Here is a 12361-nt window from a genome sequence, read left to right on the forward strand (position 1 = left end):
GGAAAGAGCCTGACTGCCCCGGCTCAGGTCCGGGCCTCCGGCTTCAGGATGACGGTGACGCGGCCCAGATGGTGCAGCGCGTTTTCTATCTGGTCTTCCAGTTGCGAAGCTATCTGGTGGGACTGGCGGACGGTCAGCTCCGGATCGGCCGTGCAAAGACAGGTAAGGGTGGGGAAGCTGTCTTCCTTGTCCAGATCCAGCTTGACAATGTCGCGGATGTCGCGGTGCTGCTGGAGGATGAGGCGCACCTTCAAATGTACTTCTTCCGGGGAAACATGTTCCAGGACGGAATTGGCCTTCATTTCACGGCAATCCGGTTCAATGCGGCAGACAACCTTTTCCGGCTGGAGCTCCTGGATAACGTCTTTCCTGAACGCTTCCACAACCTCGTATCCGCGGTCCAGCGGCCAGTCCGCAGGAACTTCCACATCCATGAAATAACAGGAGTCATGCTTGCCCCTTCCTTCATAAAAACCGTGAATGCGGACGTGATGGCGCAGGGCCAGGCGGTGGACGACCGCATCCGGCTCCATGCCGGCAAAGTCTTCATGGGCGGGTTCGATGTGCACGATGACATCCGCTTCCGGCAGCTCGTACTTCACAATCCCTTCTATGGACTCCGCCACGTCATGGGCTATGTCCACGTGCAATTCCGCCGGGGCTTCCACATCCAGTTCCACGAAAATGCGCGCCCCGCCGTCGCGCAGGCGGATGCGTTTGACCGGATAATCCGGAGCGTTCTTCTTCATGGCAGCCAGCACCTGGTGCGTCAGGGCGGAGGACCCGCCGTCCATCAGGGCGTGGATGGAACGCTTGGCCAGGCCGTAGGCCACGGAACAGACCAGGGCGGCCACGAACAGGGCGGCCACGGCGTCCGCTTTTTCCAGAAGGCCGTGCCAGACGGAATCCGCAGGAACCAGGTGGGCCAGCCATACGCAGAAGAGGCCCAGCAGCACCACGGCGGAGGACCAGATATCCGTCGTGAAATGCAGGGCGTCCGCTTCCAGAGCCTGGCTTTTGTGTTTTTTGGCTACCCGGCGGAGCATGGCGGAGCGGTTCACGTCCACCAGCAGGGAGACGGCCACCACGGCAAAGGCCCACCAGGTGAGAGTGATTTCCGCTTCATTGTAAAACAGGCGGTCTATGGCCTCCCAGACAATCCATCCGCAGGTGACCAGGAGCAGGGCCGTTTCCGCCAGGGCGGAAAGGTTTTCTACTTTTTCATGCCCGTAGGGGTGGCTTTCATCCGCCGGGCGGGCTGCTATTCTTACCGCGTAAAAGGTCATTCCCGCCGCCATCAGATCCAGTCCGCTGTGCAGGGCTTCCGAGATAATGCCCAGACTGCCTGTCTCCACGCCTGCCCAAATCTTGATTCCGGTCAGGAAGGCAGACCACAGGACGGAGGAAAAGGCCGCGCGTGATTTTTCATGGTGGGCTGCTTGATCCATAAGACTGAAGAGAACGGAAAGCCAATCTAAGCCGGGTCCTTTCTCTTAGTCAACGATAACACATTCTTTGTTGAACGGGGCGGCTGCCTTTTTGGGACAGCTATGGTTTCAGACGGCATACTGACGAAAAATCGTCAAGCCGGACGGAAGATGCGGGGAACAATTTTTGCCGGATGATGAAAGCTTCCTTGATGTTGAAGGACAAATCATTTAATAAAAGACATTTGCCGTTTCCCATGCTCCGCATGTGGTCAATTTTGCCCAGAGAATCTTTATCTTCCAGGTTATAGGAAGAAAATCATATGGATATGAAATATTTATTGGCTTTTTTGATGATGGCTCTGCCGGGGATGAGCCTGTTTGAAGGAGGTGTCCGCATGTTTGATGTGAGAGGATTGCCGGTGATGGACTTGTGGGAACCGCCGAATCCCGGATATTTCGACCGAAAATATCCTCCCGTCAACTCCAGGAGTGTTGAGTTGAAACCGATAGAATTCAATGGGCGGAAATTTCTGCAGTCAACATTGATTCTAGCCTGTGAAGAATGGGTGGATGCTCCTTCCCCGCCAACGGTGCGGCAGGGGGCGTTCTTGGATGTCCTTTCCAGTTTTTATCCCAAAAAAGAATACGATGAGGCAAATGACCGGAACTGGACTGATATTCAGAATTACGGACTTTTCATTTACACGTATTTTACGATGGATGGCAAAATTTGCGAACTTGACGATCAGGGATACCATATGCGGATGGTGGAAGAGAACAGGGGGAGAAACAGTGTTACTTTTTATAATGCGGAGGGAGAAGAATGCCATTGCGCGGACGGCTATCACCGCGGAGATGTATTTCAACAGGCGGGGTGGATTCTTCATGGACCTTTTGTTTTCAAGGAATCCTTTTTTGGAAAAGCGGAGAAGGAAAGCGGCATCTTCTATCAGGAGCCTGTAGATGTGGAGCGTCCGGCAATTTATCCGAAGGGGCGGACAATACGGTACCATCAATACAAGGCAACGCCCGCTCCCGGAGCCGGTGTGGCCTGCCTGGAAGTCCACAAGGGCTGGGAGGCGGAAGTGACGGCTTCTGCGAGAAAAACATTTTATTTGAAGGGCAGGTTCGGCTACAACTATGACATTGATGAATTACGCATGCTCCTGCCTGAAAAGCTGCTGCGGGCCAGATTTTATCTGGACCCCTACGACGTAGCCGAGGCGGAATATACGGACAAATTCGGACGGCTGACGCGCGGTCTGCAGGGCTGGGCACGACGCTGCGCAGATCATTATGAACCTGGAAGTGATTTGGGAGGGGGTCGTGCCGTGAAGGAAATTCGTTACTATGACCAGCACGGCGAATTAAGTTCCGATCATCGGCAACAATGTGCGATTATCCGTTTTTCCTATCCGGAAAATGGAGTTCAGCAAATCAGCTATTTTGACGAGCACGGCAGGGAACTGAAGCATTTGCGGGAGGTGGAGGAAGGTCCTTTGGAAAAGAATGAATTCTATGCCTGTTTTTCCATGATTAACGAGGATGTGACCGTATATGAAGGAGGCAACCGCAATGATGATGAGGAAAATGAGGAAGTGTGGGATGAGGCATGAGCACAGCCCATATTTTTGGAAACTTTTACAAGTACCATGACCTTGATTCTGAATATGTGGAAAGGCATTCTTCTATTTCTATTGCTGATTTCTCTGTGCATCTCCATTCTGTTGAATGTATTTTTAATTGTTGGAATCAGGGAAATGCGTGAAATAACGCCGGACCGCCTTTATAAAACGGTCTTGCGGATAGAACACTGGGGAGAGAGCAACTGGGAGCAGGCGTATTGTTTGCCTCCCGGTGACCCGCGGAGCGTTTATGCCGAATGTAAGGTTCCCCGAGGCGTATCTGTCAATATGGGCAAATGGAAAGATGAAGAATTATGGGTAGGCTTGATCATTTATAACAAGTATTGGATACATTATTATACCGGTTCTCCCGATGAGTTTGCGATCCAATACGATAATGTTCCATAAAACTGGGATGAATGAGACTGAACATAAAAGAACCGTTTCCGAGGCCCCCAGGCATTCCTGGATGAAAAAGATGGCCATTGCTTTGGGGTTCATTCTTTTGGCATCCATCTCGCTGAATGTGGTGCTGTGGTTTGAAACACTGGAAGAAGTGCATACGGGTATCTCTTCCGTAAGAGAAGAATTGAAGCAGACGGGTTTATGGGTCCGGGCTTTCCGTGAATCCCATGGACGCCTGCCGTCTGCCCGGGAGCAGATTCAGTATGGGATGAAGGGAGGCAGGTACGAAGGGCTGGACATGGAAGTTTTCGAAGAGGAGGACGGCATTCAGATAAGTTTTGAAATGAAGGATAAATATAAGGGAAGATATGATGTTTCCGGGCATCGGATTGTTTTCGACAAAGAACTGTTGAAAAAATGGCGGCGGGAAGCTGAGGAATAGCTTTTCCCCATTCATGCCGGATTGGGATAAGACAGGAAAATCTCAGTTCAAATAAAGCCGGTAGAAAACTATGCAGAGGGAGATGATTAAAAACTCGGGAAATTCCCCGGCCGGAAATTGTTCCCGGCAGTCCTCTGTCTTTATCATTCCAACATCCACTGTCTGGAGGTTGGGAAAATGCCGGGAAAAGCGGCGCCACCGGAATGGCTTTTCCGGTAGGGACGGCAGTTTTTGTCTGAGAGTCGGAGGTCGAGGCGTCCCCGTTCCGACAGGGTATTTTTCAAGGGTCGGAACCACGGCGGGTTGTCCGGTCCATACGGTGCAGAGACGCACGGAGGTGACCTAAAAAAGTATTGCCAATGCCGGGGAATGCTGTATTTTGCTTGCGTTGAGAGTGACTGCCAAGTGGTTGCCGTCATCCTTTTTGGGAGTTCGGCATATTTTCCGGCAGAGTATCTGGTCCCTGTAGCATGTTTACGGATGATCGAGCCCTGATTCCCCCCGCGTGGTATGATGCAGAAAGCAATATGTTCGCCCGGGTTGAAGGATAGCGCCACTTGCTAGTTCGTCTCTTTTCATTCACTTACTATTATCCCCAGTTAATTTCTATGTCCGGACATAACAAATGGTCTAAAATCAAGCACGTTAAGGCTAAGGAAGATGCCAAAAAGGGCAAGGTGTTCGCCCGTTTTGCCCATGAAATCATGCTGGCCGCCAAGAGCGGCGGGGGAGATCCGGACCTGAATCCTCGCCTGCGCGCCGCCATTGACGGAGCCAAGGCCGTGTCCACCCCCAAGGAAAACATTGAGCGCGCCATCAAGAAAGGAACCGGGGAATTGGGAGGAGCCTCCATTCAGGAAATTACTTATGAGGGCTACGGCCCGGCCGGTACGGCTTTCCTGATTGAAGTGGCCACGGACAACACGAACCGTTCCGCTTCCGAACTGCGCACCCTGTTCACCAAGAACGGCGGCAGCATCGGCACTCCCGGCTCCGTTGCCTACCAGTTTGAACGCAAGGGGGAAGCCCGCATCATGGCGGAAGGCCTCACGGAAGATTCCGCCATGGACCTGGCGCTGGAATGCGGTGCGGACGACGTGGAAACCGGAGATTCCGACAATGAATGGGTGTTTGTGACCGATCCCACGGAATTGAATAACGTATGCGCCGCCCTGCGCGCCGCTGGACACACAGTGACCTCCATGAAGCTGATTTCCGTGGCCCAGAATGTGACCATGATCAATGATGCGGATACGGCCAGGGCCGCCATGCGGCTGTATGAAGCGCTGGATGATTACGATGATGCGCTCAACGTGTTTTCCAATTTTGACGTGGCGGAGGAAATCCTCGAACAGCTTGACTAGCGCCGTTGTCTTTCAGGAAACGCTTTTTGCAGTTTAACCTTCTTTTTCATGTCTGATACTTCCCCAGATTTGGTTCCGGAACAGGGTTCTCCGGAGCCGGCAGTCAAAAAACGCACCGTGCGCAGGACCAAATCCTCTGCGGAGGCTCCGGCGGAATCCCTGGCGGACGCGCACTCTTCCGCATCCGCACAGGAATCTTCCCCCGCCCCGCGCAAGCGGACTGTCAGGAAAAAGGCGCCTGAAACGGAAATCAAAGGTGAAAGAGAAACGAAGGAGCCGGAAAAGAAGACTTCCGTCCGCAAGCGTACTGCCAAGGCCGTTGAAGAAGTCCCGGCGGAGGAAGCCCCCGCCAAACCCAGAAGGGGCCGTCCTCGCAAGAAGCCTGTGGAGGAAGTTTCCGATCAGGCCGAAACGCCTGCCCCTGCTGCGGAGACAGCAGTCAAGCCGGTGCGCAGGCGTTCCACAAAGACTGTTTCCACCGGAGAACATGAGGCTGATGCCCCGGATTCCTCCACTCCCGCCCTGGCGCCGCAGCATTCCGCCACGTCCGCAGAATCTTCTTCCGGAGAAGCTGAGGAAAAGAAGCCCAAGGTGATCCGCCAGCGGTTCGTGAGAAAGAACCGTGCGCAGGATGCGGAGGGAAATCCCGATGCCGCACCTCCTGCCATCAGGGTGGTGCAGGAAGGGGCGGCGGACCTGTCCGACGAGTCTTCCCGGGAACCCCAGAGAGGGAATGACCAGCAGCGCCAGCGCTTTGACCGGAACAACCGCCGCAATAACGACCGTTTTAACAAAAACCGGAACAACCGTCCCGACAACCGCAACGGAAATTATAATAACAAAAACGGGAACGACCGGTTTAAAAATCGCCGGAATGGCAATTTCCAGGACAATCCCTCCCCCCAGAACAATGCTCCGCGGGAACTGGGGCCACCGGAACCGGTGGACGGCCTGCTGGAGATTACGAACAAGGGATTCGGCTTTCTGCGGAAGCCGGACAATGATTTTGACGCTTTTGCGGAGGCCGTGTACGTCCCGCAGGACATGATCCGCAAATTCGGCCTGCGCCCCGCTGTGTGGGTTCACGGGCAGGCCTGCCGCCATGACCGCGGCATTCTGCTGACGGAAATCACCTCCATCAACGGAGACCTTGCGGAGAAAGCCCGCAAGCATCCGCATTTTGAGGAACTCAAGGCGGTCAACCCGACCAAGCGCCTTTCCTTTGAAACCCGTCCGGAACGCTACACCACGCGTACGCTGGACCTGATTGCCCCCATAGGCCGCGGCCAGCGCGGGCTGATCGTCTCTCCGCCCCGAGCGGGCAAGACGACGCTCCTTCAGCATATGGCTGAGGCCATTCTGGAAAATTACAAGGACTCCGTCCACCTGATGGTGCTTCTGGTGGACGAACGGCCGGAAGAAGTCACGGAATTCAAGCGTTCCCTGCCCGGCGCGGAAATCTACGCTTCCTCCAATGACGGAAGAGTTCGCGACCACTGCCGAATGGCGGAACTTTGCATCGAACGCGCCAAACGTCTTGTGGAGGCGGGGCAGCATGTATTCCTGCTGATGGACTCCATCACCCGCCTTGCGCGTGCCTACAACAATGCGGACAAGGGGAGCGGCCGCACCATGTCCGGCGGCATTGACGCCCGTGCGCTGGAAATGCCGCGCCGCCTCTTTGCCGCCGCCCGCAACACCCGGCAGGCCGGTTCTCTGACCATTATCGCCACGGCGCTGGTGGAAACGAACAGCCGCATGGATGACCTGATTTTCCAGGAGTTCAAGGGAACGGGCAACATGGAGCTGGTGCTGAACCGCCGCATTGCGGAGCATTACATTTTCCCGGCTGTGGATATCCTGAAGTCCGGGACGCGTCGTGAAGAACTGATCATGCCGGATGCGTGGCTGTTCAAGATGAATTTGATCCGCCGTGCGCTGGCAGGCCACAAGCCCGTGGAAGCCATGGAACGCTTCCTGTTCTTCCTGAACAAGTACCCCAGCAATGCCCAGATGCTTCTGGACCTGAAGCAGAAGGCCTAGGGAAAAGGCTTTCCCTTTTTTACGGCGTCCGGCCGATTTCGGAAAATACTGAAATCCGGTCAGACGCCTTTTTTACTGCCCCAAATGGCGATGTGCAGACGGTCGGAAAAGCGCAGGCCGTAGCGCAGGCACCATGCCACAACCCGCGGGCGCATGATGTCCAGTTCTTCCCGGCTGGCGGCCAGAGGCATGATGAGGATGCGCTCCGCAGGGATTCCCGCCTGGGGCGCCAGCCTGAAAACATCTGCCACGTCTTCTTCGCGGGAAGCCACAAATTTGAACCAGGCTTTTTTCGTTTCCGCCAGACGGCACAGAATATCCGGTTTCCAGGCTCGGGCGGCATCATTGCCGGAATGCGGAAGCTTGGGGGATACGTTGAACTGGCCGATATGGTGCAGCAACTCTTCATCCGGCAGGATGGTGCCGTTGGTTTCCATTTCCACGAAGTGTTTCGGAAGCAGCCGGAGCAGTCCCGGCAGAGCCTTTTGCTGAACAAGAGGCTCGCCCCCGGTGAGGACCAGGCGGCGGCAGGGGTAACGGAGGACGGCTGTCGCCGCCTCTTCAGGGGAAAGCTTCACGACGGGGGATGTACCGTCCCATGAATAGGCCGTATCACACCAGGAGCAGGCCAGATTGCACCCAGCCAGGCGCAGGAAAACACAGGGCGCACCCTGGGATGCCCCCTCCCCCTGGATGGAATGGAAGATCTCCGGTTCTCCGTGAAGCTGGGCCAGTTTTAACATCATCAAGCCGCATGAGACTACCATATCTCCTGCATCCGTCAACGCCTCCCTCCGGGGGCGTCAACCGTTGCCGCGGCGGAAGGCCCCCACGGTAAACAGCAGCAGGACGAACCCGACGACGGAAGCGGCTCCCGTGAACATCTTCTGGAAGGAGGCATAGTCCTTTTGCTCCTTGTTCAAATCGGCCAGTTCCTCTTTGGAGGCCCTGCCCATGGCCGCCCGCGCCCTGTCATAGGCATTGGAAGCCTGCGCTTCCTCCTTCTGGGCCCGTGCGAATGCCTCCCGGACGGTTTTGGATTGTTCCCTGTATTCTGCGGTTGCCAGCAGATCGTCGTCCGTCACGTCCATCATGTCCGGCACTTTTTCCTCCCTGTCGTCCGCCAGAGCGGTATCTTTCTGCTCAGTCAATTTTTTCTCGGCGTTCTGCAGGCGGAGTTCCTGCTTGACGGCCTTTTCTTCCTGGGTCGTCAGATTGGCGTCCAACTGGCGGATTTTTTCATTCGTGCCGGCGATTGCCTGGTGGATGCGGCCCAGTTGTGCCTGCAAGGCTTCCGTGTTGACTTTCTGGGAAGGAGCGCGGGCGGCAGATTTTTTCTTGGTTTTGGAATCTTCCCGCGATTTTGCCGCCTCGCGTTCCGCATCCGCCAGTTCCTTTTGGATGCTCCGCTGCTTGTCTGTCAGTTTGGCAAGAAGGCCTCTCATCTGCTCTTTTTTCTGGAGCAGTTCCTCCCGGGCTGATTTGGTGCTTTCCCGCTGCTTGGCGGCGCGCTGCCGGAAATGTTCCATTTTTTGGTTGTGATCGTTCACTTCCTCCTGATGGTCCTCCATGGCTTTCCGGTAGGAGGCATCGGCATTTTCCTGATACTGCTGCCTTTTTTTATCCAGGTAATGCGCCTGGAATTTTTCCAATGCCAGCTCCGCGTCCCGCGTAGCGTCCTGGGCATTGTTCAATTTTGTACGGCTTTCGTTGACGGTTTGCTGCAGTGTCACGGCTGCTTCTTCCATGGTCTGTTTCCGGGCGGCCAGGGCCTCTCCTTCCGGTGTGATTTTATGTTGGTAATACCAAACGGAGAGAGCGGCAGTCAGTATAGTCAGCAAGAGAAGTACGTAGCGCATGGGAATGTTCCAATGATTCGGGTAAAACTACAAAAATAAGGCTCTCTTGTCAATCAGGCAGAAATGAGAAAAGACCGCTCACCCTCAGTATCAAGGAAAGCGGTCTTTTTGGGGCCATTCCGGACAGGTCCGGAAGCATGTTGCGGATCAGACGTCCAGAGAGAAGGCGGTTATGGCATCTATCTCTCCGGCAATCTTGTTGAGCAACTCGTCGGAAACGGGCTTGTTGGTTTTGAGGACGGCCAGGGCTTCCTGGGTGGAGTGGTCGGCCGGGGCGGCGATGTTGTCGATGTTGATGCCGTTGGAATACAGGGCCGAACCGATGGTGGCGATGATGCCGGGACGGTCCTTGTAGTGCAGGAAAATGGTCGTTCCGCGCAGGTCGGCATACAGGCCGTTGAAGTTGTTCAGTCGGGAGACCATGGGAATGCCCTCCGTCACGACGCCGCGCACACTGGTGTTGAAATATTCCCCTTCGTCCTCCATGACCACGTCCAGCGTGATGGAGTCTTCGTAGGGCTTGTCGTCCTTGGGCTCCCGGGCCTTGAAGACAATGCCGTGCTCCCGCAGCGACTCTTCCGCGGCGGGAGGCATGAGCCCTTTTTCCGCGTGCGGCAACAACCCTTCCAGAATGGGGGCGGTGAACCATTTGCGGAAAACGCGTAGATTGCCGTAAAAGGTGCATTCCACACGGCGTATGGGCTTGTTGCCGCCGGCCTTGCGGGCCAGGGCGGCCAGCAGGAAGGCCAGTTGCAGATGGGCCGGATTGAGGCCGTTGGGGGATTCCCCGTTGACCACGCAGGAGGTGTCCCCGTCGGAGAAATAAGCTACCATCTGTTCCGCGGCGCGTTTGGCGGCCTTGGTGTTGGCTTCCCTGGTATTGGCTCCCAGATGGGGCAGGAGCAGGTCCGCTACGGCGGCGGAGGGCTTCTCTCCGGCGGCGTCCTTGGGATGCACGTCCGTCAGGTAGCCGATGGTTTTGCCGGCGGCTTTTGCGGCGGCCAGGGCTTCTTCATCCACTACCCCGTAGCGGGAGCAGTTGATCAGGACGGCTCCGTCCTTCATGCGGCTGATGAGTTCCGCATTCACCATGTGGTGGGTGGAGGGGCCGCCCGGAACGTGCAGGGTGATGATGTCGCACTGGGAGAAAATGTCTTCAATGCTGGTGGGCGTGACGCCGATGTTCAGGGCGCGCTGGCGGGCCAGGAAGTGGTCATACCCCAGCAGGGTGGGTTCAAAGCCCTGGAGGCGTTTGACGAGGTTGCGGCCGATGTTGCCCAGGCCGATGATGCCCACGGTCTTCTTGGTCAACTCGCTGCCCATGTACTTTTTCTTTTCCCACAGGCCGGCGCGGGTGGTGGTGTCCGCCTGGACGAGATGGCGGTAATACGCCAGGATCATGGCCATGACTTCTTCCGCCACGGCATTGGAGTTGGCGCCCGGCGTGTTCATGACGTCCACATTTTTCTTGCGGGCGTACACGATGTCGATGTTGTCGTAGCCGGCTCCGGCGCGGATCACCAGTTTCAGGGAGGGAAGGGAGTCCATGATTTCCGGAGTGACTTTTTCACTGCGGACGATCAGGGCCACGGTGTCCGGATGGCTGGCCGCCTGTACGTCCAGGGGCGTGTCCGCGTCCTGGATGACTTCATATCCTGCCGTTTTAAGCGTGTTGGCCGCTACGTCGGAGAGTTTGGTGGGAATGAGAACCTTGTTCATGTTGGTATGGAGAGGGGAGGGTTAATGTTCAATGGTGTGGACGAAAAGCCCGCTGCGCAGCTTGGGCTCGAACCAGGTGGATTTGGGGGGCATGATTTCCCCGGCGTCCGCCACGCGGAACAGGTCGTCCATGGTGACGGGATACAGGGAAAAGGCCAGCGCCATTCCTTCGGCGCAGCGGCGTTCCAATTCTCCCAGGCCGCGGATGCCGCCCACGAAGTCGATTCGGTCGCTGGTGCGCGGGTCGTCAATACCCAGGATAGGGGCCAGCAGGTTGGCCTGGAGGATGGCGCAGTCCAGGCTTTCAATGGGATGGTTCGCGTCGAAAGTGCCCGGTTTGGCGGTGAGGGAATGCCAGCGGCCGTCCAGATACATGCCGAATTCGTGCTTGGCGCGCGGGGCGTAGCCTTCTCCCGGAACGGTGTCTGCGGGGACTACGTCGAAAACGGTTTGAAGCTTTTGCATGAACTCGTCGCGGCTCAGGCCGTTCAGGTCGCGCACGACGCGGTTGTAATCCATGATGAACAGGTCCTCGTCGCAGAAGACAACCGCCATCAGATAGTTGAATTCCTCCTGGCCCGTATAGTCCGGATGCGCCTTCCGGCGTCTGGCGGAGACGGCGGCGCTGGAGGCCGTGCGGTGGTGGCCGTCCGCAATGTACAAAGCTTCCACTTCCTCAAATCCTTTCCGGATGGCTTCCACGGTTTCGGGATCGGCAACGGGCCACAGAATGTGGGTTACGCCGTCCTCCGTGGTGAAATCGTATTCCGGCTTATGGAATTTGATCCATTCCCGGATGATGCCGGAAAGGCCCTCATGCTTCCGGTACGCCAGAAAGACCGGTTCCGTCTGGGCGGAACAGGCGTCAAAATGCTCAATGCGGTCCAGTTCCTTTTCCCTGCGGGTCAGTTCATGCTTCTTGATGGTGCCGTTCGCATACTCGTCCACGGAGGCGCAGCCGACGATGCCCGTCTGCACGCGACCCCACATGATCTGGCGGTAAATGTAAAAGGACGGTGCGCCGTCCCGGACGAGGTAGCCTTTCCGGATGAAGGCCTCCAGATTTTCCTTCGCCCTGGCGTAGGTTTCCGGGGCATGGATGGCTTCCTCGCCCGTATCAATGTCGGAACGGCAGATATGCAGGAAGGAGGCGTCGTTTCCGGCGGCCATCTCTTTGGCCTCCCGGTGGTTCATGACGTCATAGGGCAGGGAGGACACCCGGGCGGCCATATCCCGTGGAGGCCGCAGGGCGGGGAAGGGGTGGAGAGTGGACATGGAAAAGATGAACGGTTAGGAGTGGCAGCGATGATACAGGGAGCGGATGGGGGAAACAAGCCCCGCCAAAATACATGCCGCAATGAACAGCGGTGCATGCCGGGTGGGAAAGCCTGCCGAATCGGAAAAATGGAAGAATCCGGAAAATGCCCATCCGGGAGAATCTTCTCCCTGTGAAGCGGGCTGTGGTTCCCTCTTT

General features: G+C 56.4%; 11 protein-coding genes. 5 read left to right on the top strand and 6 right to left on the bottom strand.

The window, feature by feature from the left end; all coding sequences use genetic code 11:
* Positions 1-23: 23 nt before the first annotated feature.
* Positions 24-1448 carry a cation diffusion facilitator family transporter gene (locus tag HMPREF3039_RS13260; RefSeq protein WP_067572127.1) on the bottom strand — a complete coding sequence of 475 codons (1425 nt, stop codon included), beginning with the start codon at positions 1446-1448 and terminating at the stop codon, positions 24-26.
* A gap of 530 nt (positions 1449-1978) precedes the next feature.
* Complete coding sequence (locus HMPREF3039_RS14295) at positions 1979-2317, bottom strand: hypothetical protein (protein ID WP_231863826.1); 339 nt, start codon at positions 2315-2317, stop codon at positions 1979-1981.
* 78 nt (positions 2318-2395) lie between these two features.
* Between HMPREF3039_RS14295 and HMPREF3039_RS02925 the strand changes: the two genes are divergently transcribed.
* The 5 genes from HMPREF3039_RS02925 (at position 2396) to rho (ending at position 7309) form a co-directional block, all read left to right on the top strand.
* Positions 2396-3046 carry a hypothetical protein gene (locus tag HMPREF3039_RS02925; RefSeq protein WP_231863827.1) on the top strand — a complete coding sequence of 217 codons (651 nt, stop codon included), beginning with the start codon at positions 2396-2398 and terminating at the stop codon, positions 3044-3046.
* 36 nt (positions 3047-3082) lie between these two features.
* Positions 3083-3463 carry a hypothetical protein gene (locus tag HMPREF3039_RS02930; protein WP_067572124.1) on the top strand — a complete coding sequence of 127 codons (381 nt, stop codon included), beginning with the start codon at positions 3083-3085 and terminating at the stop codon, positions 3461-3463.
* A gap of 7 nt (positions 3464-3470) precedes the next feature.
* Positions 3471-3902 carry a hypothetical protein gene (locus HMPREF3039_RS02935; protein WP_067572122.1) on the top strand — a complete coding sequence of 144 codons (432 nt, stop codon included), beginning with the start codon at positions 3471-3473 and terminating at the stop codon, positions 3900-3902.
* Positions 3903-4510: 608 nt separating this feature from the next.
* Positions 4511-5266, top strand: coding sequence for a YebC/PmpR family DNA-binding transcriptional regulator (locus tag HMPREF3039_RS02940; protein ID WP_067572120.1), 756 nt, complete (start codon positions 4511-4513; stop codon positions 5264-5266).
* 48 nt (positions 5267-5314) lie between these two features.
* A complete protein-coding gene (rho, locus tag HMPREF3039_RS02945) occupies positions 5315-7309 on the top strand; it encodes a transcription termination factor Rho (RefSeq protein WP_082770057.1) in 1995 nt (664 codons plus the stop codon).
* Positions 7310-7368: 59 nt separating this feature from the next.
* Here the strand turns inward: rho and HMPREF3039_RS02950 are convergent, their stop codons facing one another.
* The 4 genes from HMPREF3039_RS02950 to HMPREF3039_RS02965 all read right to left on the bottom strand — a co-directional run bounded on the left by HMPREF3039_RS02950 (position 7369) and on the right by HMPREF3039_RS02965 (position 12162).
* Positions 7369-8055 (bottom strand): 7-carboxy-7-deazaguanine synthase QueE, encoded by a 687-nt coding sequence (locus HMPREF3039_RS02950; protein WP_067951908.1) that lies wholly within the window; start codon positions 8053-8055, stop codon positions 7369-7371.
* A 57-nt stretch (positions 8056-8112) separates the two neighbouring features.
* Positions 8113-9168 carry a coiled-coil domain-containing protein gene (locus HMPREF3039_RS02955; protein ID WP_067572118.1) on the bottom strand — a complete coding sequence of 352 codons (1056 nt, stop codon included), beginning with the start codon at positions 9166-9168 and terminating at the stop codon, positions 8113-8115.
* Positions 9169-9315: 147 nt separating this feature from the next.
* Positions 9316-10887 carry a 3-phosphoglycerate dehydrogenase family protein gene (locus HMPREF3039_RS02960; protein WP_067572116.1) on the bottom strand — a complete coding sequence of 524 codons (1572 nt, stop codon included), beginning with the start codon at positions 10885-10887 and terminating at the stop codon, positions 9316-9318.
* Positions 10888-10908: 21 nt separating this feature from the next.
* Positions 10909-12162: a DUF1015 domain-containing protein gene (locus HMPREF3039_RS02965; protein WP_067572114.1), complete on the bottom strand. Its 1254-nt coding sequence runs from the start codon at positions 12160-12162 to the stop codon at positions 10909-10911.
* Positions 12163-12361 lie beyond the last annotated feature (199 nt).

Origin of the sequence: Akkermansia sp. KLE1798 (assembly GCF_001580195.1) — a bacterium.
Classification (GTDB): domain Bacteria; phylum Verrucomicrobiota; class Verrucomicrobiia; order Verrucomicrobiales; family Akkermansiaceae; genus Akkermansia; species Akkermansia biwaensis.

What these genes read in the sequence shown, in the direction of transcription:
- HMPREF3039_RS02930 (WP_067572124.1), top strand. Translation starts at nt 3,083, where the DNA reads ATGACCTTGATTCTGAATATGTGGAAAGGCATTCTTCTATTTCTATTG.
- HMPREF3039_RS02965 (WP_067572114.1), bottom strand. Translation starts at nt 12,162, where the DNA reads ATGTCCACTCTCCACCCCTTCCCCGCCCTGCGGCCTCCACGGGATATG.
- HMPREF3039_RS13260 (WP_067572127.1), bottom strand. Translation starts at nt 1,448, where the DNA reads ATGGATCAAGCAGCCCACCATGAAAAATCACGCGCGGCCTTTTCCTCC.
- HMPREF3039_RS02940 (WP_067572120.1), top strand. Translation starts at nt 4,511, where the DNA reads ATGTCCGGACATAACAAATGGTCTAAAATCAAGCACGTTAAGGCTAAG.
- HMPREF3039_RS02950 (WP_067951908.1), bottom strand. Translation starts at nt 8,055, where the DNA reads ATGATGTTAAAACTGGCCCAGCTTCACGGAGAACCGGAGATCTTCCAT.
- HMPREF3039_RS02935 (WP_067572122.1), top strand. Translation starts at nt 3,471, where the DNA reads ATGAATGAGACTGAACATAAAAGAACCGTTTCCGAGGCCCCCAGGCAT.
- HMPREF3039_RS14295 (WP_231863826.1), bottom strand. Translation starts at nt 2,317, where the DNA reads ATGAAGAATCCACCCCGCCTGTTGAAATACATCTCCGCGGTGATAGCC.
- HMPREF3039_RS02955 (WP_067572118.1), bottom strand. Translation starts at nt 9,168, where the DNA reads ATGCGCTACGTACTTCTCTTGCTGACTATACTGACTGCCGCTCTCTCC.
- HMPREF3039_RS02960 (WP_067572116.1), bottom strand. Translation starts at nt 10,887, where the DNA reads ATGAACAAGGTTCTCATTCCCACCAAACTCTCCGACGTAGCGGCCAAC.
- rho (WP_082770057.1), top strand. Translation starts at nt 5,315, where the DNA reads ATGTCTGATACTTCCCCAGATTTGGTTCCGGAACAGGGTTCTCCGGAG.